Origin of the sequence: Nostoc sp. TCL26-01 (genome assembly GCF_013393945.1) — a bacterium.
Lineage (GTDB): Bacteria > Cyanobacteriota > Cyanobacteriia > Cyanobacteriales > Nostocaceae > Trichormus.
In genome coordinates this window covers 873,971-898,683 of sequence record NZ_CP040297.1, presented here as the reverse complement: position 1 = coordinate 898,683, position 24,713 = coordinate 873,971, and the positions used below count along the sequence as shown (strand labels likewise).

Genomic DNA, 24,713 nt, shown 5'->3' with positions numbered 1-24,713 from the left:
TACCAAATACCAATCACCTATTTACTAACTACTAATATTCCCATCATACCGTTCGCAATGGGGTAGTGGGTAACTGAAACAAAACCAACTTGTTGGGCTAACACTACTTGCTCTTTTCCTATGGGAAAGCGATCTAAGCTGGGGCTGATGTAAGCGTATTCTTCCTTGACACCGAGATTTTCCGCCATTGGTACAACTACACTATCTAAATACCACTGTTGAAAAGCCCGTAATTGTTGATGATGGGGGCGATGGAAGTCTAATATGGCTGCTTTTGCACCAGGCTTGAGGACACGGTGTAATTCCTGGAGGCTACGAGAAATATCTGTGACATTTCTTAACCCATAGCCCATTGTCGCCGCATCAAATTGATCATCGGCAAAAGGCAAACTTAAGACATCAGCTTCTATCCAAGCAATATGAGGTTGGGGGTAAGTACTCTGGGAACGTTCTTTGGCTGTTGCTAGCAGATTAGGTGAGAAATCCACACCGTATACTTTACCTGCTGTACCGATACGCCGTGCCAAACGTAAAGCTAAATCTCCACTCCCACAACATAAATCTAAGCAAGTATCCCCTGGTTTAGCCCCACTCCATTTAATCGCCATTTCTTTCCATATGCGATGTTGTCCCAGACTTAACCAATCATTCAATTGGTCATACACAGGAGCAATACGGTCAAAAATGCTACGGATTTCGTTGGTCATTAGTTACTTAGTCAATGGTGGTCAACAGTTAACCTGAAGCTTTGCCTGATGGAAAAACTTTTAGTTAAACTTTATGGGCAGGAAATTATATAGCCAATGAGGATATCAATTATTGTATGCTACCAGGGTAATGGTTAGGTATTGGTTTTTTACGTAATGGGGTGGGAGTTGTTGTGTGGACAGAAGGGCAAAATGACGTGATTCGGATCATCTCATATCTTGCACCAAGCGACTGGAAGTCGCGGCTACACAGGCAAAACCCGCCTTCGCGGGTTAAAAACTTTGATTTTCCGTTAGTCCGCGCAGGCGGTGAGACCAGTCCTTTAGCCGCGTCTCCCGCCGTAGGGAACTGGCGTTAGCGTAGCGGTAGCGAGCTTGCGAGCGTCACCCGTTAGCGTAGCGGTAGCGAGCTTGCGAGCGTCAGGGACTTTGTTTGTATAGCCGCGATTTCTAATCGCTAGGGATAGGTGCAAGATGTGAGTCATTTCAGCACGAAGGGCAAATCGATATGAACGACAAAGATTTGAGCAATACCTCTCGTACTAATTGGGCAGCACTTGAGGCAATGGAAGATGAAGGGATTGATTACTCCGATATTCCACCGTTAACGGAAGAGTTCTTTGAGAAGACTACTTTGAGGATTCCTGCATCTCAAGCACAACGATTAGTCCAGATTGAGCCAGATATTCTGGAGTGGTTTCAATCTCAAGATGGAGAATACAAAGCTTTAATCAACCTAGTTTTACGGCATTACATAGAAAGTGTAGGACTTAGGCCATGATACGAAAATCTAGTGTTGTCCTAAAGGGTATAAGCGTATAGGGGTGGGAGCAAGTTGCCCTGATTCCCCAATTTGTTGGTAGCAACTGGCGTGTTTGAGGGTGTAAGTGAGTAAATGCCCTACACCTCCATACCTTTACACTCTTACACCAGTCTCAACAGCTACCCTTTATGCCTAAGTTCTAGACTACTCACTAAACTTTTACTTCATGGCAGCGACTACTAGTCAGAGCGATCGCTACTAATTGAGCAGATAATTGAATCAGGCTTAATTCATCTTCTCTTAAAGAGCCTGGTTGTTGCCACTGGAGAGACAAAACACCTAACAGATCATCACGGTAGGTAATGGGGATGACTAAATGAGCTTGGATACCGCTATCTTGATAATGAGTGATATCAGCGAGTTTAGCATCTTTCGTAGTGTTGATGGAAACTTGCATTTTGCCTGTAGCGATCGCCTCATTAGTCAAAGGATCTTGTTCTAGCCAATTGGCTACATTGCCTTCACTACTATAAAACCCTTGAGTCGGACTGAGTTTAGTACCTGTAACTAGCTGTAAAATACAAGTGTCAGCCGCAAAACTTTCACTAAATGCAGTCGCAATGGGTGTGAGGATTGATTCTAAACTCTGCGATGCTTGAGTCACCTGTACTAAAACAGTCAACAGTGACATTTGCGCGTTAGCACGACGTAATTCTTCTGTCCGTTGCTTGAGTATATCATAGGTTTCAGCTGCCCTCTGGACAACAGCTTTGAGTTCACCAGGGTCCCAAGGCTTAGTAATATATTTATAAACTTGCCCAGCGTTAATTGCTTCTACCAAATCTTCAATATCAGTAAAACCGGTGAGAATTATCCTCACTGTATCGGGAAACTGTGGTACAGTCTTGCTGAGAAACTCAGTTCCTTTCATTTCTGGCATTCGCTGGTCGGAAATGATCACAGCTACTTCTCCCTCGGCTGCCAAAATTTCTAAAGCATTGACTCCACTATCAGCTTTGAGGACATGAAAATCTCGGCGAAAAGTCCGGTAAAGCAAATCTAAATTATCTCGTTCATCATCGACAACCAAAATTTTCAGCTTTTTCGTTCTTTCTAAAGTTGTGACTTGACGGTTACTTGTTTGCGTTTCGGTCATGGAATCAACCATAATCCAATACCTGTAAATATTTTCTATACTGTTATATTCCATACAAGCTTAGTAGATCATTGTCATTAAGCCTTGCGGGAATTTGCGGATATGATTTTTAATACTTGGATAAGTATATTTATAGCTCAAAAATTTTTCTAGTGATAGCCTCTAGAGATAGTTGACGATTAAAGACTACAATAAGATTTACTGATGCAGTATAGATTACCCTCTTTCGGTACAAAGAAATTTTTCACAGTAGCCACAAAGAGCAAAATTTTGAATTTTCAACTTGAAATTCCTTATGACTGACTTACCACCCAACACGCCTAATCCAGAGAATACTGCTAATGATGTTGTCCAAGAGTTGCTGCGAAAATTAAGGCAAAAACAAGGTACTTGGGTGGAATGGGGAAATGCGATCGCTTCTCTACAAAAAGCTGGTTACAAACCCCAAGATATTTTTGAAGAAACGGGATTTGAACCAATTCAACAAAATCAGGTGATTGTTGGCGCTCAAGTCTATAACTCCATAGAAACAGCCAAAGCCTCAGCAGCCACACTAGCGCATTACACTACACGGGGTAGTGATGTCTTATATGAATTACGTTTGCTCACCCAAGCCGAACGAGCTGAGGCGGCTGAGTTAACGTTTACGCATAAACTAGATGCAGATGAAGCCAGGGAAATAGCTAAAGCCATCAAAGACTTCTCTCGTTTCCGCCAGCTACCAGAAGGATTTTCCCACCATGCAGGGGATGCAGTAGCTTATCAAGCTTGGAAGTTAGCACGACAAAACAACGATTTGCAAGAGCGATCGCGTCTAATTGCGAAAGGGTTACGCTTTGCACACACGCAAACAGCTAGGAAACAAATCGAACAATTGCTGACAGATTTTAGCGTCGTTCCCCAACGCCCAGCCCCGATTCCCCCGTTTTTCCGCCTAGATTCAGAAGAAGAACTCCCCCGGATTATCCCTGTTGTTGGTAAGTTACCTTTGACACCACAAACATTAAAAGCTGTTCCTCTTGTAGAAGAAATAGAACCATTTCGAGTCGTTAAATTTGCCGGAGAACAAGCTTGGGTGGCGTTACCCGGTTGGCAAACCCTATTAGGTGCAGAAGATCCCGTAGCAATTATAGCGACAAGCGATCGCTTTCCCAACCCAACTCAAATCCAGACCGGGCCTGTAATTGTCGTTGTAGATCGTTCTCATCGCCAATGGAATGACTTGAGCTACTTTGTCGTCGATAATGCTGGTGAACTAGATTTTCAATGGTTTGCCACAGAAACAGAACTAACCATACTAGGAAAAGTCATCGTCATCGTCCGCCCTCGCAAAATTCTCGATGAAGAAGTCACAAAAGATTCCTGGCAAATCGATGAATAATCAAGAGTAATCAGTAGTGAATGCTGACAAAACTTATCGAATTTCATCCTTGCAAAACTTCAGCAACAGTTAACTGAAGATTAGCAAATAGAGGGGAAGAGATCGCACTTTCTCTCTGATAAACTCGCTCATCGTAGAATCCCTCTACCCATTCCAAAACCGTCACCTTTTGGGCAATCGGATCGACAATCCAATACTCAACAATTCCCCGTGCTGCATACTCAGAACGCTTGTAACGATAATCCCGATTTTCTTGATTTGGACTCACCCTTACGGGTTCGTCAGTTGCTTCAACGCGGGGAACCCGCGCAACGCACTGACTCACGACCTCAACTACCAACAACGGTGGCGGCATATCCATCAAAATCAGAGAGCGTGTAGCACCTTGCATTATTTTGGCTAACTCCTCAGAATACACCACCAAATCAGGCACACGTACCCCCACCTGTCGGCTATGTACAGCTACCTCTGCCTTCATCCGCAATCGATAAGATGGAATTCCCAATTGCAAAAAACAAGTAACTAAAAACATCGCTATCCGTTGATTAGTATCACTTTCTGAAGGCACGGGTATTAGTTCTCCATTTTCTAATTCATATAAAGTATCCGTCCCATCGTCATAATCAAGGAATTCTTTAAAGGTCATCTTTTTAGTAGCTGAAACTGTCATTGCTGTTTATCCCATAGACCGCTTGTATTAACTATTTTAACAATGCGTCTAATGTCTCCATTCCTTACTAAATCTACACTTCCAACCTTGCCAAATCGGTTTTATTAATACATTCGCATATGTTATGCCAATTTATGACTAATGACTAATGACCATTGACCATTGACCATTGACTATATCATCACTTCATGCAGTGCCAACAACAATTCATTGACAGTGTAGGGTTTGGCTAGAAAGGAGTTAGCGCCGGTGTGGACGATTTCGTTGAGCTTATTTTTAGAGATTAGTCCACTGGTGGCGATGATTTTGACTTGGGGATTAATTTTTTTCAGGGTGCGTATGGTGGTTAATCCGTCGAGAACTGGTAGCATGATATTCATGAGTACAGCGCTGATTTTATCTGCGTGTTTAGCGTAGGTAGCGATCGCTTCCACTCCATCACTGGCAATTAAGGTTTTATATTGGTGACTTTCCAAAGATATTTTGGTAATCTCTTGAATTGAAGGTTCATCATCAACAATCAAGATTAATTCTCCATGACCTGTAGGTGGGACAAAACTATCTGTACTGAGTGTTTCCATCCCTCCCACAGCTGGTAAGTAAATTTTAAAAGTAGTTCCCCGACCTGCTTCACTATGTACATTCACGAATCCACCATGACTTTTAACAATCCCTAAAACAGTGGACAGTCCTAAACCTGTACCTTGTCCTACTGCTTTGGTGGTGAAAAATGGCTCAAAAATCCTATCTAAATTGGCTTCAGAAATTCCCACTCCTGTATCAGTAACTGCAATTACTATGTAAGGGCCTGCTTGGGCTTCCAAATTCATCCGCGCGTAGTTTTCATCAATTAAGAGATTTTCCGCAGTAACTGACAATTTACCACCTTTGGGCATAGCATCACGAGCATTCACACAGAGATTCATTAGTACCTGATGGAGTTGAGTACTATCTCCAGAAACCATCCACAAATTGTTGGGTAAATCGGTATAAACTTCAATAGATTTGGGAAATGTTTCTTTTAAGATTTTGATGACTTCGACAATTAAATGTTTGATTTGCAACGTGATGCGTTTGCCGTCTACGCCTCTAGCAAATGACAGAACTTGCTGCACTAAATCTGCACCTCGTTTAGCGTTGATTTCTAAAATTTCTAATAAATGTTGAGTTCGTTCATCAGCATCGGGAAATTTTAGTGGTAATAGTTGCGCTCCTGCTAAAATTGGAGTGAGGATATTGTTGAGGTCGTGAGCAATACCACTGGCTAAAGTACCAATACTTTCTAAGCGTTGCGTCCGAAATAATTGCGCTTCTAAATGTTTTTTCTGAGTAATGTCTGTGTCTACCGAAAGAATAGATTTCGGTTTTCCCTGTTCATCACAGACTAAACTCCAGCGACTAGTAACTAAGATATCTTTCCCAGCTTTGGTAATTTTGCTCAGTTCTCCTTGCCAATTACCTTGAGAGATGACTTGTAATAGTGCTGCTTCCACTTCAGCAGAGGGTTTACCAAACAACAATTCGCTGGCATCCTTACCTATAGCTTCTTTTGCTAGCCAGCCATAGAGATTTTCTGCACCTTTGTTCCAAAACAGAATTTTATTTGCTAAATCGCGGACAAAAATAGCATCTGTGGTAATGTCTAATAATGCTGCTTGTTCGCGGATGATTGCTTCTGCTGCTTGGCGTTCTTTGAGAGCAGCTTGCCGTTCACTAATGTCAATGCTAGCGCAAGTTATACCGATAATTTCTTGAGATTCATTCTGTAATGGCTCGATAGTTAAATCATAATATCGAATGCCTTGAGGAGTCCTGATTGCTACTTCTTCACGACTACCTATACCTGTAGTTAATACATGATATTTGATTGCCGTTAGACGTTGGGCATCTTCATCGGGCATAATTTCTAAGTCTTGTTTGCCCAACATATCCTCTACTGTCCACCCAGCAATGGGATTATAAACCCAGGTATAACGTAAGTCTCGATTTTGATTAAAGACAAAAATCGGGGAGTTTTTCAGCGCCACTCGAAATCGTTCCTCACTTTGGCGGAGTGCATCTTCTATACGTTGGCGTTCCATAGCATAACGCATAGACCGTATCAGTAAGTCGCCACTGACTTGTCCTTTGACTAGATAATCTTGCGCTCCCTCCTGCATAGCCCGTAGTGCTAAATTTTGATCATCTATACCTGTGAGAACAATGATAGGAATTATCTTAGCTTGGGTGTTAGCTCTGACAAATGTTTCTATACCTTGACTATCAGGTAGTGATAAGTCTAAAAGCATGACATCAAAGCCTAGCCTAGCCTCGCCATCACTCATGTTAGCTAAAATGTTGAGTGCTGCTGACAATTCGTCAACTGGTTTTAGCTCTACTTTGACGGTGTTTACTTCTTTGATTAACTCTTGAATCAAGAAGACATCCCCAGGATTATCTTCTACTAATAAGACTCTAATAATTTCATCTGCCATTGCCCTCACTCCGGTGGCAGTTTGACGATCGCAAACCAAAAGTTTTCTATCGATTGTACAATTTTAACGAACTGGTCAAAATCAACAGGCTTAGTTATGTAACAATTAGCTGCTAAGTTATAAGCCCTAAGAATATCTTCTTCCGCTTGAGAAGTTGTTAAGACAACTACAGGGATGCGTTTGAGATAATCATCGGTTTTAATTTCTGCGAGTACTTCCCTCCCATCCTTGCGGGGAAGATTCAAGTCTAGCAGTATTATGTCGGGATGAGGAACACTGACATATTTTTCCTGTTTTCGCAAAAATGCCATTGCCTCTACACCATCTTCAACAACATTGAGGTTGACTGAGATTTTGCTATCTTCTAAGGCAATACGTGTAAGTTGAGCATCCCCTGGATTATCTTCTACTAACAAAACCTCAATTGGCATAATTGCTTTTGACATATTAAATAGTGGGACATGATTAAATTTATGGGTAAGAGTCAATGGTCAATGGTCAATGGTCATTAGTCAATAGTCAGAGGCAATAGGCAATAGGCAATAGGCAATAGGCAAGAGTCATGATTTATTCATTTTGAATTTTGAATTTTGAATTGGTATCACTCACCACTCCCTACTGTCTATCTCCTAGTTCTGGAATAGTGAAATAGAAAGTCGAGCCTTGACCCGGTGCTGATTCAACCCAGATATTACCACCGTGGCGTTCGACAATTTTCTTACAAATTGCCAAACCAATACCAGTACCAGGATACTTGCTTCTTCCGTGCAAGCGTTGAAAAATCACGAAAATACGTTCAGTATATTGGGTTTCGATGCCGATGCCATTATCACGAACGGAGAATAACCATTGGGGTTGGGGGGATGGGGAGAGGGGGGAGTGGGGGAGTGGGGGATGGGGAGATGGGGGGAATTAATTAAGTAATTTTCTCCTTGTCCCCTTCTTTCATTTTGAATTTTGAATTTTGTTAGCGCAGCGTTAGCGAGTCCGCGAGCGTCATTTTGAATTGATTTGTCCCCTTTTCCCTCACTTGTACCTATCTTTACTACTCCAATGTGAATTTGAGGGGAAATTTCTTGGCGGAATTTAATTGCGTTGGCGATGAGGTTTTGTAAAACTTGAGTCAGTTGGGTCGGATCTGCCATGATGGTCGGCAAGGGGTCATGGGTGATGACTGTACCAGATTCGGCAATGGCGATCTTGAGATTAGCGATCGCTCGTTCTAAAATTACACTACAATCAACACAGACAAATGGTTGTCCACGGGTTGTGACTCGTGAATAATTTAACAAGTCGTTGATTAAGGTCTGCATCCGCAGTGCGCCTTCTACAGCATAGGTGATAAACTGTTCGGCGTTGCTGTCTAGTTGATGTTTGTATCTGCGTTCTAGCAATTGAAGATAACTAGTCACCATTCGTAGTGGTTCTTGTAAGTCATGGGAAGCTACATAGGCAAAATTTTCTAATTCATTGTTGGAACGTTCTAATTCTTGGCTTTGACGAGTTTGTTGTTCTAATAACTGGGCTTGGTATAAAGCAATTCCCATTTGGTTGGCTAACTGTTGTAATAATTCCAACTCAGATTTGTTCCAATCACGAGGGTTAGCACACTGATGGGCAATTAGTAAACCCCAAATTCCTTCTCGATTGAGGATTGGTACTACTAAGTTAGCTTGGACACCAAATTGTTGGAGAAATTGCCGATGACAGTCTTGAATATTCGCCTTGGCAATGTCTGCAATTGCACTGACTCTGCCTTGACGATATTGTTCTACGTAGTCCTGTTGAAAGCATGGATCAACAATGATTTTACCTAAAACTACTGGCCAGCCAGGAAGGACAGCTTCTTGTACTACCGTCCCTGAACCATCAGCCCAAATACGAAATATTAAAACTCGGTCTGCTTGCAGGAGTTTTTGCACTTCCTGGACTGAGGTTTGCAGAATTTCTTCAATTTCTAGTGTTTCTCGAATTTTCAGGGTGATTTCTGCAAATAATTGCGATCGCAAATTCTGTATTTTTAATGCTGCTTCTGCTTGTTTGCGTTCGCTAATGTCTTGAAAATATACAGATAACCCGTCTTTTCCGGGATAAGCATGAACTGCAAACCATTTTTGAAGCGGTGGGTAAAATTCTTCAAATTCTACGCTGATTTGTTGGGCGATCGCTCTATGATACTCTAGATAAAATCTTGTTTCGCTTAACTCTGGAAACACTTGCCAAATATTTTGATTGATTAGCTCATCATGGGTTTTCTTTAATAGCTGTAGTGTTTGACTATTAATGTAGGTAAATTGCCACTGTTGATCGAGAGCAAAAAACGCACTTGTGATACTTTCCAAAATATTGGTAATGCGGTTTCTGGCTGTTTCCGATTCTAGCCGTGCGGCTTGTTCGTAACTGATGAGAGTTTCGGTCATTTGTGCCACATCAGCTACATTGCGTCTCAGTTCCAGTTGACTAACTACTAGACGGCTTAAGGCTATGAGCGCATCAGTTTGCTGTTGAGTGAGTTGCTTAGGTACATTGTCAATCACACATAATGTCCCTAATATCTGCCCTTGAGGTGTAATTAGTGGCACACCAGCATAAAACCTAACATAAGGATAGGAGATGACTGCTGGGTTAGTAGCTAGGCGATCGTCTGCTAGAGTGTCAGGGATGACAACAATATCTTGTTTCTCTTGGCAAAGATAAGATAAACCTATATCTCTGGGCATTTCCTCAACATCAATCCCCACCTTAGCTTTAAACCACTGCCGATTTTCATCAATAAAATTGACCAGCGCTATGGGTGTATTGCATACAAAAGCCGCTAACTGAGCCAGATTGTCATAAACTTCTTCCGGTTCAGTATCCAGTATTTGATATTGACGCAGAGCCGCAAGTCTTGCCTGTTCATCATGGTTTGTATTGATTTCCATACCTCCAGCTTGCTCTGGGATTGTGTATATTTTTGTTAAAAAATGATGTGAAATTTTAAGTCAAACTCTTTTTTAAAAACAAAAATTTGAACTTATTCATAGTGTAAACAAATTTATGAGCTATTAGTTGACTTATTGCACAAATTAAGGAGACAAAGCCAGTTGATCAGAGACTGGAAGACAATGTAGGATTGGAGATTGGAGATTGCGGGTTGGGAGAGTTATGGATAAGGAACAGTTTAAGGAGAGAACCCAATCTTTTGCTCTTCAGATAATTAATTTAGTTGAAGCTTTACCAAAAGAGCCAACAACCTCACAAATCATAGGCAAACAATTACTCCGTTCAGGAATGTCAGTAGGAGCCAATTATCGGGCAGCTTTTCGTGCCAAATCAACGGCTGAACTCATCACCAAGCACAATATTACATTAGAGGAAGCGATAAATCGGTGTACTGGATGGAACTGATTGTAAAAAGTTAGCGCTATGTATGTCCCTAGTTTATAGGTATTACATTGTTAGGCATGGCGAAGAAATCAGGTTTTTATTCCGGTTTCACAACGTTGCTAATTTTCGATAAATATTAAATGCACTCACAATTATAGTCATGCATATTGAAAAGCTGCACATTCAGAATTTTAGAGGATTGAAGGAAATTGTCTTGAACTTTCCTCCCAGCAAAAAATCGGTATTGATTGGTATAAACGGTGCAGGCAAGTCGTCTATTTTAGATTGTATGGCGATAATGTTATCTCAATTTGTAGCTATACTCCGTAATAGTAAAAAATCAGAAGTGAGGTTCACGGAAAATGATATAAATATTAATTCTAATTCTACTGATAATACTATAACAATTTTAGTAGGACAAGGAGAAAAGTTATCTTGGAAGATGCTGCAAGAACGTGTATATACACAAAATAAAAGTAACTATGATGAGATTACTCATTATATTAAACGCTTACAATATAATTTAAAATATCATCCTGATTTCAATTTACCAGTAATGGTTTATTATCAAACCCATAGAATGGTTTTAAAAAATCCCTACACTTTTAAAAGTAAGGGCAGCCAGAAAACTAAGAAAGAACTGTATCATCAATTGTATGCTTACGAAAAAGCTTTTTCTACAGGGGTGAATGACTTCCAGGATTTTTTTGATTGGTTTAAAGAAGAGGAAGATTATGAAAATGAAATTAGATTAAGAGATAGTCATAATTACAGAAACCCCAAATTAGAGATTATCAGAAGAGCTATTATAAATTTCTTAGAGAGATTCTCTAACAGTAATTTTTCGGATTTACGAGTAGTAAGGTCAACAACAGAACGAGATTTTTATTCTGATAAAGTTCCCATTCAACCTTCATTGATTATTACAAAAAATCGCCAAGATTTAAGGTTAGAGCAACTATCTGATGGTGAAAAGATGTTATTAATGATAGTCACCGACTTAGCAAGGCGATTGGCGATCGCTAACCCAAGTTCTAATGATGCGTTATCAGGAGAAGGAATAGTTTTAATTGATGAAATAGACTTGCATTTACATCCCCAGTGGCAAAGAACTGTAATTCGCAGTTTGACACAAACATTTCCTAATTGTCAATTTATTGTGACTACTCATTCGCCGCAGGTATTGAGTGGAGTCAGAAGAGAAAATGTATTTATTTTGGAAAATTCTCAGTTAGTGGAGAATACACCCTATACCTATGGCAAAGATAGTAACTCTATTTTATATGAATTAATGAATGTAAAAGAAAGACCAAATGAAGTACAACAGCAGATAAATCACTGTTTTCAATTAATAGATGATGGAGATTTAGAAGCAGCGAAGTCGGCTTTAAATGAATTATCTAATTTACTTGGTGAGAATGATTCAGAAGTGGTTCGTGCTAATACACTTATTGGTTTTTTGGAAGATTAGATAATTACAAATATGAAGCGTATTATCAAGGGTAGGGAACCTCAATCATTACTTGAGCATCGCCTCAAATCTTTTGCTAATTATGATAATTATTCTGAAAAAGATGAATTACGGGAATCTTTACTAACCGAGCAAGGACATATTTGCTGCTATTGTATGCAACGTATTATTGCTGACAAAATGAAAATTGAACATTGGCGATCGCAAGATGAATATAAAGAACTTCAGTTAGATTATAATAACTTGCTTGGTGCTTGTGAAGGTGGTCAAGGTTCGCCAAGTCACTTGCAACATTGTGATACAAAGAAGGGTAATATAGAAATTACTATTAATCCTCTTGATAATCATAGAAATTGTGAAGATTTAATTAGATATCTTGGGAATGGAGAAATTGCTTCTGATGATATAGCTGTAAATAATGAGTTAAATCAAGTTTTAAACCTTAATATGCAAACTTTGGTTAACAATAGGAAAGAAGTTTTAGAACTTGTACTTAAACAGCTAAAAAGTCAACATCCCAAGGGAGATTGGACAGAAGCAATTTTAAATAAAAAAATTCAACGGTGGAGTAATAAACAAAATGACGGTCAATATAAACCTTATTGTCAAATAGTTATTTATCATTTAAGAAAGAAATTATATAGTATAAGTCGGCGGAAGCAAAATAACCATTATTAGTAGCCCAAAAGCTTAAAATCAAGATTTTTCACATGGACTTACCCTGAGAAATTACTGTACTAAGCTTTAAGCAAAAGTGGAGCAAGAGAAACTTTCAAGCTTGTAGGCTTGATACCTTGCAAAGCAATTAAATTTAAAATATCAGTATGAAGTTGCATCGTTAGCCAAAACGGTTGCTCCAATTATGACAACTGACAAGCGAAGCCAAATAAAAAACCTCTGGTATAGTTCTACCAGAGGTAATAAAAAGCTAGTCTTTAGCTCATAATTGACTCAAAGCAGTTTTTTCGTGATAACTCTTAACCCACATTCGCTAAGAGTAACTCGCGTGTTTCTGACTTACGTATCTGCACTTGACCATCATCGTTGACATCCACAATGGCTGTGTCACCATCGAGAATTTCACCAGAGAGTAAGGCTTCTGCTAGAGAATCTTCTAACAAGCGCATAATTGCTCGGCGTAATGGTCTAGCACCGTAGCTGGGGTTGTAACCTTCCCTAACTACCAAGTCTTTGAAGGCTTCGGTGACTTCTAAAGTTATACCCTTCTCAGTCAGGCGGCTAGCAACATCACGGAGCATAATATCCGCAATGACTTTGACTTCATCTTTAGATAGTTGAGTGAAGACGATAATTTCATCCACCCGGTTGAGAAACTCAGGTCGGAAGTAATTTTTCATTTCTTCATTGACTAAGTTACGGATGCGGTTGTAGCTAGCTTCAGCTTGATTGTCAAATTCAAAGCCTAAGCTACCGCCACCTTTTTCAATCACTTTAGAACCAATATTGGAAGTTAAGATAATCAAGGTATTCTTGAAGTCTACTTTCCGACCTTTGGCATCGGTGAGATGACCATCGTCTAAGATTTGCAGCAGCATATTGAATACATCTGGGTGCGCTTTTTCGATTTCGTCGAACAGCACCACTGTGTATGGTTTGCGCCGCACAGCTTCCGTAAGTTGTCCGCCTTCGTCGTAACCGACATAACCAGGAGGTGAACCGATGAGCTTGGATACAGTGTGGCTTTCCATGTACTCAGACATATCTAGCCGAATCATCGCTTCTTCTGCACCGAAGAAATAAGCTGCTAGTGCTTTTGCTAGTTCAGTTTTGCCGACTCCCGTGGGGCCGGAGAAGATAAAGCTAGCAATGGGACGATGAGGACTCTTTAAGCCGACTCTAGCACGACGGATGGCGCGAGAAACAGAGGTGACTGCTTGTGCTTGACCAATTAACCTTTGGTGTAAGGTGTCTTCTAGGTGTAGGAGTAGCTCAGATTCAGACTCAGTGAGTTTGTTGACTGGTACGCCTGTCCAGGAAGCGACGATTTGGGCAATGTCTTCTTCATCAACAACGGGTTTAGCGGTTGGAGATGCGGCGGCTGCTTGTAGTTCAGTTTCTAGGGCAATTTCTTGATCTCGCAGTTCTGTTGCTTTATCAAAGTTCTGGAGTCTCACCGCATCGTTTTTAGCTTTGATAACTTCTGCGAGTTTGCGCTTGAGTTCTTTATCGGCAGAAATTTGGGAGTTTCGCAGACGCACACGAGAGCCAGCTTCATCAATTAAGTCTATGGCTTTGTCGGGCAGGAAGCGATCGCTAATATATCTATCCGATAACTGGGCAGCTGCAACTACTGCTGCATCAGAAATCTCAACGCGATGATGCTGCTCATAGGCTCCCCGCAAACCGTAGAGAATCTCTATTGTTTCGTCTACTGTGGGTTCCCCGACCATAATAGGTTGGAAACGACGCTCTAGGGCAGCATCACGCTCGATATGTTGACGATATTCGTCTAATGTGGTAGCACCGATACACTGCAATTCACCTCTGGCTAAGGCTGGCTTGAGGATATTGGCAGCGTCTAAACCGCCTTCTGTACCACCTGCACCAACTAGGGTGTGAATTTCATCTATCACCAGGATGATATTTCCAGCCGTGCGGACTTCATCGATGATTTTTTTGATGCGTTCCTCAAAGTCACCCCGGAAGCGGGTTCCTGCTACCAGTAAACCCATGTCGAGACTAATGACTTGCTTGTCTTGCAAAACATCCGGCACATCTTGATTGATGATACGTTGAGCTAGACCTTCAGCGATCGCTGTTTTACCTACCCCTGGTTCACCAATTAACACGGGGTTATTCTTCGTGCGGCGACCGAGAATCTGGACTGCTCGCTCAATTTCTTTTTGCCGACCAACTACGGGGTCGAGTCTACCTTCTTGTGCTAATTTAGTTAGGTTTCTACCAAACTCTTCTGTCGTTGGTGCTTGGGTACGTCGAGAACTACCACCACCTACTAGCACAGTTGGATCTTCGCCTAAACGACGAACAACAGAATTACGAACAGTTTTCAGGTCAACACCGAGGTTTTGCAGTACTTTAGCGGCAACACCTTCGCCAGCCTCAGTTAAACCTAAGAGTAAATGTTCTGTATTGATATAGTTATGACCTAAACTATGAGCTTCTCTAAACGATTGCTCGAAGAGGCTTTTCACCTTGGGGGTAAAGGGAATTTCTGGTGGCACAAACCCAGACCCCCTACCGATGATTTTTTCGACCTCTCGACGGGCATCTTTGAGAGTCACACCCAACTCTGTCAGCACTTTGGCAGCAACCCCAGTTCCTTCTCCCATCAAGCCCAGGAGAATTTGTTCTGTTCCTACGAAGTTGTGTCCCAGGCGACGTGCTTCCTCCTGAGCGAGCATAATGACTTTGATGGCTTCGGAAGTGAAGTGTTCAAACATAGCGGGTTCTTGCTCCCTTGCTGCTTGGACTGTGGGTGAGATAAAGTTCACCCGTTTCTTAAACTTTTTTGTACTTTCTTAAAGACAATGTATCTTTACTTATGATGAAGTGACAGTGGTGAGAGCCGTATTGGCTCAGGTGTAGTTGCCGTCATGATTAAATTATGGCGCGATCGCCACACTCTGACCTCTAGACTCCGAAGGAATTTTTATCCTACTGTAGGTATAAATCATGGCCGAATCACACGGAAGTAAAGATCAACAGCACCCCCAATACAACCGCGATCGCTCCTTTGTTAATATTCTACTCACTCAAACGGCAACAGATCAAAATTTAGCTGAATTAGCTAGATTGCGAATTCGTTATCAAGGCTTCCCCGGCGCGAGGGACATTCAACAAGACTTAGATAAAGTTTTGCAACAATGGGGGTTAACCGAATCTCAACTGTTCGAGAAAACCCGCCAACTACATCAAGTCGGTGGCATTTATAAGAGTCGGGGGAAAAGAGAGGAGCAAGATTGGAATTAGGAATTAGGCAAATAGGCAATAGGCAATAGGCAAATTATTTCAGGAATCAAATCGGATTCCCATAGGACTCATATTTGATTTTTGAATAAAACTCAGTACACCTTTATTCTTTCTTCCCAGTCCCCAGTCCCCAACCTCTACAAGTGATTTAGAAATCAAATCAGATTAATATATAGCTTTTCCCAGTTGAGTGAGGTAAATATTTTTACTCAACAGAGGCTACCCGCATTTCTCACAAGCAAGTAGGGGCGGGTTAACAGATATGTTGACATTATTCACTAGTATCTCACTTAACCTGCCCCTACGACCTCTAGACTAGACTGGTGTACTTCATCGGCATGAAAATCGCTATATATCTTCAAGTGAGAATTTTGTATTACTAACTTACTGTAGCAATTTTGTACGATTACTTCAGTTTGTATAAATAATTTTTGATTATTTTTTAAAAAAAGAAATTATATACTTGATCAAAGCCATAATTAGCACTAATAAATCGTCGAATTTCATGATTATTTTTTATCATGAAAAAATAATAGTAGCTGTTACTGTGTCTCAATTTGCGGTTGATGTTTAACCAGTTCTAATGATTATGACTGCATAAATTTAATTTAATCTGTGAGGCTAAATATCTCATGACTCTTAACCGTGAATATAACAGCAACAAGAAATCAGATGACATCAATGTAACACCAACATCGACTCGTAATACTGATATTTTTAGCGATCGCCTCAATTATCTCCACTCGATTTTCCCTGGCTTGTATCCTTTCAAATCAAGTACTGCCAGTAGTTCTACCGCCCAAACAGCGTATATTTCTGGAGACAAGAAAGATGTTGAGGGCAATGTAGCTAAAGATGCAGCAGGTAACAGCATTGGTAGTCAGGCGATTTCAGCCACATCGACACTACCAGACCTCACTGCACAGAATGCTTCAATTCCCACCACAGCAGCCGTTGGTAGCAGCATCCAAATCAACTATCAGGTGAAAAACTTAGGTAATGCGGCGGCTGGGTATAGTTACACCAACTTCTACTTATCCTCAGATTTAACCATTGATAGTAGTGATGTATCTTTAGGTTATGACTACGTAAGTGGTATTGCCGCAGGTGCATATAGCCAAGAATCATCCACACTTACCATTGATAGTACCGTTAAGGCTGGTAGTTATTATCTGATTTACCATGTTGATGGCGATGATTATGTCAGTGAAAGTAACGAAAATAACAATGCCTTTGGTAATGCTATTACTATTACTCAGCCTGATTTAACAGCACAGAATGCTTCAATTCCCACTACAGCAGCCGTTGGTAGCAGCATTCAAATCAACTATCAGGTAAAAAATCTCGGTAATGGGTCAGCTGGTTTAACTTTTACCGACTTCTACTTATCCTCGGATTTAACCATTGATAGTAATGATGTGTATTTAGGCTATGACAGTGTAAATAGCCTTGCCGCAGGTGCATATAGCCAAGAATCATCTACACTTACCATCAATAGCAGCATCAACACTGGTAATTACTACTTGATTTACTATGTTGATGGCGATGGATTGGTAAATGAAAGTAACGAAAATAACAATGCCTTTGGTAATGCCATTACTATTACCTCAGCTGGTAAACCAGACTTATTGATTCAAAATGCCACATCTCCGACATCAGCATCAGTAGGTAGCACCCTGAATATTAGTTATCAGGTGAAAAACCAAGGTGTTGGTAGTGCCGTTGCCAGTACAACTAAATTTTATTTATCCAAAGATAATCTGTACAGCACAGATGATGTGTTGTTAGGGTCTGACTCAGTAAATAGTATTGCCGCAGGTGCGTATAGTTCTGAGACATCGGCTTTGATTGTGGCTAATAGTATTGCTGCTGGGAATTACTATTTGCTATTCCAAGCTGATGGGAATAATAATCTTGCCGAAACTAGTGAGACTAACAACTTAGTTGCTAAGGCAATTACTATCAACAAAGCTGATTTGATAATTCAAAATGCCACCTCTCCGACATCAGCATCAGTAGGTAGCACCCTGAATATTAGTTATCAGGTGAAAAACCAAGGTGTTGGTAGTGCCATTGCCAGCACGACTAAGTTTTATTTATCCAAAGATAATCTGTACAGCACAGATGATGTGTTGCTCGGCTCTGACTCAGTAAACAGTATTGCCGCAGGTGCATATAGTTCCGAGACATCGGCTTTGATTATTGCTAATAGTATTGCATCTGGGAATTACTATTTGCTATTCCAAGCTGATGGGAATAATAATCTTGCCGAAACTAGTGAGACTAACAACTTAGTTGCTAAGGCAATTACTATCAACAAAGCTGATTTGATAATTCAAAATGCCACCTCTCCCGCTTCCACATCAGTGGGTAGCACTATCAATATTAGCTATCAAGTGAAAAACCAAGGTGTTGGTAGTGCAGTTGCCAGTACGACTAAGTTTTATTTATCCAAAGATAATCTGTACAGCACAGATGATGTGTTGTTAGGTTCGGACTCAGTAAATAGTATTGCTGCAAATGCGTATAGTTCCGAGACATCGGCTTTGATTGTTGCTAATAGCATTGCTGCCGGGAATTACTATTTGCTATTCCAAGCTGATGGTAATAGCAACGTTGCCGAAACTAGTGAGACTAATAATTTAGTTGCTAAGGCAATTACTATCAATGGGCCTAAACCAGACCTGATCATTCAAAATATATCGGTTCCCAGTTTGATTGACCCCGGTAATAGTGGAGTAATCACTTTCAATTATCAATTGGCAAATATAGGTACTGCCAGCGCTGCTACAAGTACAACGAAATTTTATTTGTCGAAGGATGCTAGTTTGAGTAGTGATGATACACTGTTGGGTTACGATCAAAACTACTTCTACTCTGGATTGAGTCCTAATACTTATAGCGCTGAGTCTTACATTGCCATCATCAACAGTAACACCTTCTCTGGCAATTACTACCTACTATTTCAAGCGGATGCCAATGGTGTCATCAGCGAAAGCAACGAAAGCAATAACATTGCTAGCAAAGCAATTACTATTGCTGTACCAGACCTTGTAATCCAAAATGCTGTCGCGCCTGCTAGTGCTAACATTGGTACAAATATCCAACTTAGTTATCAGCTAAAAAATCAAGGTAATGGCACTGCTAGTTATAACACCACATACTTTTATCTTTCCCAAGATAACAGCCTCAGCAGTGATGATATTAATTTAGGTTCCAGTTTAATTAGTACTATTGCACCTGCTGGTGTTAGTTCTCAGTCTGCATCTGTATATCTTTCTAGTACCACGGCTCTTGGTAATTACTTCTTACTATATAGGGCAGATGGGAATAATTCATTGTTGGAAAGCAATGAAAATAATAATGTCGTTGCCAAAGCAATTACAATTACCGCACCAGATTTAGTAATCACAAGTACAACAGTTCCCACTAGCGTGGCTATTGGAACTACACTTACATTCACCTATGAGGTGAAAAACCAAGGTAATGGCAATGCCGATGCTAGTAAAACAGAGTTTTCTCTTTCTAGAGATACGAGTATAGGCAATGACGATGATGTGTCTATAGGTTACAGTACCACCGCTACTCCTATCTTGTTACCATCGGGGGTATTTACACAGACGATATCTTGGACTGTTGACCCTACCATTGCCGCAGGTAAGTACTATTTAATGTTCAAAGCTGACGGCTCAGGAGATGTTGCAGAAAGCAATGAAAATAATAACTCAGTCTACAATACAGTACCAATTACCGTCACGCCGATCAATGGTGGTGGGTTTAACTCTACCACCGGCTATGGCTTGATTAATGCCGCCGCCGCCGTAGCAAAAGCCTTGGGGCAATCTACCTTTGCAGATGTACCTAACTTGGGTGGTGATGATTGGGCAGCAGATATGGTAAAAGCTCCGGAAGTGTGGGCGAAGGGATATACTGGTCAGGGTGTGATTGTAGCCGTGATCGACAGTGGCGTAGACTATACTCATCCAGACTTGAGTGCTAATGCCTGGAAGAATACCAAAGAAATTGCTGGTAACGGTAAGGATGATGACGGTAATGGCTATATAGATGATGTCTACGGGTGGAACTTTGTCAGCAACAATAATACTCCATTAGATGATAATCATCATGGTACTCATGTTGCTGGGACGATCGCCGCAGTGAAAAATAGCTTTGGTGTGACGGGAATCGCCTATAATGCCAAGATTATGGCAGTAAAAGTCCTAGATAGTGATGGAAATGGTAATAGTGGTGCGATCGCTAATGGTATTCGTTATGCAGTGAATAATGGCGCACGTGTGATTAATCTTAGCTTAGGCGGCTCTGCCAGTACTGATGAACAATCAGCTATTCAATATGCTGCTAGCAAAGGTGCGATCGTTGTTATAGCAGCAGGTAATGATGGTGGGGCTGATCCATTATATCCTGCCCGTTATGCTAATCAATGGGGACTAGCCGTTGGCGCAGTCTTCTATAACAGAACATTAACTGACTTCTCCAATCGTCCAGGCACAACACCACTAGCCTATGTTACCGCACCGGGCGCATACTTCACAGGGGACGACGATTTGGGAATTGGCATATATTCCACACTTCCCGGAGGTCAATACGGTTTTTTACGGGGAACATCGATGGCGGCTCCTCAAGTTTCTGGAGTCATAGCTTTGATGCTGAGTGCTAAGAACACCCTAACTGATGCTCAAGTCCGTCAGATTGTGACATCTACTTCTGGCAATGCGGCTTAGTATCAAGGTTGGGTTTTAGCTTGCTTCCCGTTCGCGGTAGCGTCTCCGACAGGAGAAGGGTACGAAGAACAGAGACGTTGCAATGTAACGTCTCTACATCATGTATGTGTATCATGATTAAGGTGAAATGGTATTACGCAGTGTCACCGAATTTTCTGGCTTTTTTGTCAATAATCAATGGTGAAATAGTGCGTTCCTGAGCCAATTGACCACCCTCAGAAGGGTTTATTGGTTGAGTGCGTAAGTCCTATCTTTATGTGAGCTTTTTTTAATGTCGGCATATTTATGAGTTGTATCTGGTGCTTGAAATACAAATATGTGTCTATATGAAAAGCTTAACAGCGTAATTTAACGTACTATTCAGTATAAGCCAAGATATAATAATGCTTTTTATTTAAGTATTATTAATTAGATAAAATCAGCAAAACATATTTAACACAAATATTACAGTAGCCCGGAGATATCATTGGTATCATAACAACAATCATATATAAGCAAATCTATCGATGAATCCAGGTTTGTCAGTTACCAAACTTAACAAACTAGTTTCTTTAGAAACATTAGCCTTAATTGCGATCGCTATCGCAGTTATATTACGTATCATCAATCTAGGTGGCAGAGAATTTTGGTATGACGAAGTACTATCATTGCTTCTAGCAGCAGGACAAAAAACTGCCTATCAAACTCCTACAGATGTGCCAGTAGCTCTAGCACAATATACGTCTTTATTAAGCTTGCCTGTAGAATCAGGTTTGGGTGGATTTATTGCCACCGTCAAAAACTTCCTGCTGAGTTTGCTGGGGGGAGAACCACACCCACCATTGTTTTTTCTCAGTCAACATTTGTGGTTACGCCTTTTTGGTAGTAGTGAAGCCGCAATGCGAAGTTTGAATGCACTATTTAGCATTGGTGCGATCGCTAGTGCCTACAGTTTAGGTAAAGTTATCTTAGGACATCGTGGTGGATTGCTGCTGGCAGCGTTACTGGCTGTTAATCCCTTTTACCTATTCCATTCTCTGAATGTGCGGATGTATGGTTCTTTGGTATTGTGGACAATTCTTAGCGCTACAGCACTTCTACACCTGATTGATACGCACCAGACAAGAAAAATCCCGCAAAATCGTCGTCAGCAATTGCTGTGGAACATCTTGTTAATAGGTTCGGTGGCGGCTGGGTTTTTAACCTTTTATCTTTACTTGTATTGGGTAATCACATTAGCCGCTTTAGTACTTTACCTCGACCGACGGCATTGGTGGCAACATGGTTTGCGCTTGGCTAGTGGAATTATGCTGACTGTTCCCTGGGTAGTCTGGGGTGCAATTAAGCAAATCCGCAATGCAGACTTAAAGCGGTTTGGTGCTATTAAAGATAGTGGTTCTCAATTTTTGGCTCATTTGCAAGATGCTGCTCAAACTCTCGGCACTAACTTAATTTTGGGAGACTGGGTTACTAGTTTACCAAGTATCAGTGTAATTGTTGTGGGTTGTTTGGCGATCGCTCTCATTCTTACTTGCATCATTCAGCTTTGGCAGCAGGATGAGCAGAAAAACTTAGGTATCGCCGTCATACTAGGAATTCTGCCACTATTACTCGCCTTAGTTCTAGATATTGCCACCAAGAAATCTACTTTAAACTTCGGTTGGGGAAGAACAATGATTATGATTCTTCCTGGCTGTTTACTGCTAATAACTTTGTGGCTAGAAACAGCACTTTCTCGACAATGGCGTATACCTGTAGCTTCTGCTTTACTGCTGTTGTATCTCACCATCGGGATGAGTGATTTTAGTCTAAGGCAACGTTCTGTTTTTCATGCAGTTAACGATTTAGTATCCCAACAGGCTAATCAACCGACATTAATTGCCATGAATTCTAAAGCTTGGGGTCATGTGATGCGACTAGCATATTACATTTCTCCCAAAACTCCAGTGATGCTATTAGCTGAACATCCGATTGATTTAGCAACATCACTAGAAAAAGTTTTAGAAAATAAAACTCAGCCATATTCCCGTATTCTGTGGTTAGATAGTGCTAATCCTGTGTGGTCAAGATTAAAGACACCAGCCGATGTAGAACGAGAACAGCAGAAAACTCAACAAACTTTATCACAGCAATTTCAACTCCAACAAACCCAAACTCTCACAGGTACGATGAACCTGGATAACTTTACTGTGAAACTTTACACCCGTTCCCCTGCCAAATAGCTAAGTTTCTAGTGAAAAATTTTCCAGAATAATTAACCACAAAGACACAAAGTCACAGAGAAGAAATAACTCCAGCTACTTTTCTACCTGCCAAAGACCAACAGAAAGAGATTTAAGCTGATATTTATTTAGTGCCTTGATTAAATTCTCAGAAGGATCAAGTAAAAATACATCAAAGCCAGAGGGAATTTCTAAAATATCTTTACTACTAACAGCCGGAGGAATAGTACGACAAGTATGACAATATGGTTTTAACTGCAACTGCAAATCTGATTTAACTTGATGGCTAAAACCTAAAATTCTCCCCATACTACCATCACTAATTAAGAGTGGTTTATGAGCTTGGTTAATAAATTTAGCTGCCTGCAAATTCGTATCACTATGGCTTTTAGTCCACCAAGAATCTGCTTGAGAAATCAGTGTCCCAGAAAAAATTGACCCAGAAAACAGCACACACATAACTATTCTCCAAAGTTTTGGGTGCTTAGAGATAGTAGAAACCCGATTAGCTAAAAGATAAGCCACAGATATCTGAATACCCAAGTAGCTGGGGATGAAATAACGAGGAATAATTGACCTAGTTCCCTCATTGAGCAAATCTTTCAACATGATAGGGAGTGAATTAACCAAGATTAATGTCAACAGAAATAACCAACTGCTTTTAGAGGAATGGCGATAGAGAAAATAAATAGCATATCCTACTAAGCATATAAGTAACCCGACTAAGCCGATTTGAATTAAATAAGTGAACTTATTTTCAAACCCAAAATTGATCACAGCTTTTTCTTGATTGCTATCCACAAAAATTCGACTGAGGTTAAATGCCCAAGTTTTTACTAAAGCAACTCTAGGCATATTACCTTGGCCACCAACAATTTTGTTGATGTGATTTAAGTTACCCACAATCACTAATAACCAAGGGAAAAAAGCCATCAAACCTGCTAACGATGCTAAGAAAAAGGCCATCAATTTTTGACTCAAGCGCCACTTTTCTATAGTAATTACGTAAATTGCTGATGCTAAAATCACAGTTGCTGAAGAAGGAAAAGCATAAAGATTTAGGGCAACAGTCGCTGCATATATTACCCACTGAAGTCTAGTATTTAAGCGCATTGCCCTGAGAAGTGAAGCACTCGACAGCAAAATTGTCACTATCCATAAACTATACTCTCTGGCTTCTTGCGCATACAGTAAATGGAATGGTGATATTGCTAATAAGCCTACTGCTATCCATGCTGTTAAAGTGTTACCAAATAATTCTAAGCACAGCCAATAAACAGCAGGTAAAGCTAATAAGCTAAGTACAGCAGATAACATTCGCATATTGAGTAATGAGTTACCCAACAACTGTACCCAAAACCGAGACAGCAAATAATACAGTGGTGGATGCTGGGGTTCTTCTAAAGATAAAGATTTAATTGTATCAATGGCAGTTTTTTCCTGATTTAGTCCTTGATATGGAGATAAGTCATTAATGCTAATTTGTGCAACACTAGCTACTTTTTCAACTAATTCATATTCTGTATAACCAGAGACACGTAATGCCGTAAAAGCTTCATCATCCCAATAAGATTTCTTATCAAGATTAATAAATCTGAAGGTTAATCCCATTGCTAAAATTATTATCAGTAAAGATACAAATATCCGAGATTTTTTCTGCATAAAATCTTACTTTATAAAATACAAAGCCAATTTGTATAAGAGAAATACAAAATTATTTTCAGCAAGCATTATTACATATCATCTTTCTCGGAAAATAAAGATCATATGAATTTTGCAGCAACAAAAATGAGGAAAATTTATTAATAAATGACTTGCCAAAATCAGA

The 24,713-nt window shown here is 40.4% G+C and carries 17 protein-coding genes; 8 read left to right on the top strand and 9 right to left on the bottom strand.

Annotated features, from left to right (window positions below):
* Positions 1–17 precede the first annotated feature (17 nt).
* Positions 18–707 carry a bifunctional demethylmenaquinone methyltransferase/2-methoxy-6-polyprenyl-1,4-benzoquinol methylase UbiE gene (gene ubiE, locus FD725_RS03770; RefSeq protein ID WP_179046881.1) on the bottom strand — a complete coding sequence of 230 codons (690 nt, stop codon included), beginning with the start codon at positions 705–707 and terminating at the stop codon, positions 18–20.
* 508 nt (positions 708–1,215) lie between these two features.
* Here ubiE and FD725_RS03765 point away from each other — a divergent pair.
* Positions 1,216–1,488, top strand: a complete 273-nt coding sequence (locus tag FD725_RS03765) for a BrnA antitoxin family protein (RefSeq protein ID WP_179046880.1) — start codon at positions 1,216–1,218, stop codon at positions 1,486–1,488.
* 193 nt (positions 1,489–1,681) lie between these two features.
* On the opposite strand, the gene FD725_RS03760 is transcribed toward FD725_RS03765, so the two are convergent.
* The gene (locus FD725_RS03760; protein ID WP_179046879.1) at positions 1,682–2,638 is read right to left on the bottom strand and encodes a response regulator; all 957 of its coding nucleotides are present in this window, start codon (positions 2,636–2,638) and stop codon (positions 1,682–1,684) included.
* A 283-nt stretch (positions 2,639–2,921) separates the two neighbouring features.
* On the opposite strand from FD725_RS03760, the gene FD725_RS03755 reads away from it, so the two are divergent.
* Complete coding sequence (locus FD725_RS03755) at positions 2,922–4,007, top strand: RuBisCO accumulation factor 1 (protein WP_179046878.1); 1,086 nt, start codon at positions 2,922–2,924, stop codon at positions 4,005–4,007.
* 43 nt (positions 4,008–4,050) lie between these two features.
* Here FD725_RS03755 and FD725_RS03750 read toward each other — a convergent pair whose 3' ends face one another.
* The 5 genes from FD725_RS03750 to FD725_RS03735 form a co-directional block, all read right to left on the bottom strand.
* Complete coding sequence (locus tag FD725_RS03750; RefSeq protein ID WP_179046877.1) at positions 4,051–4,677, bottom strand: Uma2 family endonuclease; 627 nt, start codon at positions 4,675–4,677, stop codon at positions 4,051–4,053.
* Between the two features lie 173 nt (positions 4,678–4,850).
* Positions 4,851–7,151: a response regulator gene (locus tag FD725_RS03745; protein ID WP_179046876.1), complete on the bottom strand. Its 2,301-nt coding sequence runs from the start codon at positions 7,149–7,151 to the stop codon at positions 4,851–4,853.
* A gap of 5 nt (positions 7,152–7,156) precedes the next feature.
* A complete protein-coding gene (locus FD725_RS03740; protein WP_179051410.1) occupies positions 7,157–7,597 on the bottom strand; it encodes a response regulator in 441 nt (146 codons plus the stop codon).
* 169 nt (positions 7,598–7,766) lie between these two features.
* Positions 7,767–7,943 carry an ATP-binding protein gene (locus FD725_RS32280; RefSeq protein WP_372726721.1) on the bottom strand — a complete coding sequence of 59 codons (177 nt, stop codon included), beginning with the start codon at positions 7,941–7,943 and terminating at the stop codon, positions 7,767–7,769.
* Positions 7,934–10,075, bottom strand: coding sequence for a GAF domain-containing protein (locus FD725_RS03735; protein ID WP_256871840.1), 2,142 nt, complete (start codon positions 10,073–10,075; stop codon positions 7,934–7,936). The genes FD725_RS32280 and FD725_RS03735 overlap by 10 nt, the downstream gene beginning before the upstream one ends.
* 223 nt (positions 10,076–10,298) lie before the next feature.
* Between FD725_RS03735 and FD725_RS03730 the strand changes: the two genes are divergently transcribed.
* From FD725_RS03730 to FD725_RS03720, 3 genes are all read left to right on the top strand, one after another.
* Entirely contained in the window at positions 10,299–10,541 is a 243-nt protein-coding gene (locus tag FD725_RS03730) for a four helix bundle protein (protein WP_218653152.1), read from the top strand.
* A gap of 139 nt (positions 10,542–10,680) precedes the next feature.
* Positions 10,681–11,991: an AAA family ATPase gene (locus FD725_RS03725; RefSeq protein ID WP_179046875.1), complete on the top strand. Its 1,311-nt coding sequence runs from the start codon at positions 10,681–10,683 to the stop codon at positions 11,989–11,991.
* Between the two features lie 12 nt (positions 11,992–12,003).
* Positions 12,004–12,669: a retron system putative HNH endonuclease gene (locus FD725_RS03720; protein WP_179046874.1), complete on the top strand. Its 666-nt coding sequence runs from the start codon at positions 12,004–12,006 to the stop codon at positions 12,667–12,669.
* Between the two features lie 299 nt (positions 12,670–12,968).
* On the opposite strand, the gene FD725_RS03715 is transcribed toward FD725_RS03720, so the two are convergent.
* A complete protein-coding gene (locus FD725_RS03715; RefSeq protein ID WP_179051409.1) occupies positions 12,969–15,413 on the bottom strand; it encodes an ATP-dependent Clp protease ATP-binding subunit in 2,445 nt (814 codons plus the stop codon).
* 232 nt (positions 15,414–15,645) lie between these two features.
* Between FD725_RS03715 and FD725_RS03710 the strand changes: the two genes are divergently transcribed.
* The 3 genes from FD725_RS03710 to FD725_RS03700 all read left to right on the top strand — a co-directional run bounded on the left by FD725_RS03710 (position 15,646) and on the right by FD725_RS03700 (position 22,885).
* Positions 15,646–15,942, top strand: a complete 297-nt coding sequence (locus FD725_RS03710) for a DUF3288 family protein (RefSeq protein ID WP_179046873.1) — start codon at positions 15,646–15,648, stop codon at positions 15,940–15,942.
* 632 nt (positions 15,943–16,574) lie between these two features.
* Positions 16,575–20,684: a CARDB domain-containing protein gene (locus tag FD725_RS03705; RefSeq protein WP_179046872.1), complete on the top strand. Its 4,110-nt coding sequence runs from the start codon at positions 16,575–16,577 to the stop codon at positions 20,682–20,684.
* A 506-nt stretch (positions 20,685–21,190) separates the two neighbouring features.
* Complete coding sequence (locus FD725_RS03700; protein WP_179046871.1) at positions 21,191–22,885, top strand: glycosyltransferase family 39 protein; 1,695 nt, start codon at positions 21,191–21,193, stop codon at positions 22,883–22,885.
* Positions 22,886–22,960: 75 nt separating this feature from the next.
* Here FD725_RS03700 and FD725_RS03695 read toward each other — a convergent pair whose 3' ends face one another.
* A complete protein-coding gene (locus tag FD725_RS03695; RefSeq protein WP_179046870.1) occupies positions 22,961–24,547 on the bottom strand; it encodes a glycosyltransferase family 39 protein in 1,587 nt (528 codons plus the stop codon).
* Between the last annotated feature and the right edge of the window lie 166 nt (positions 24,548–24,713).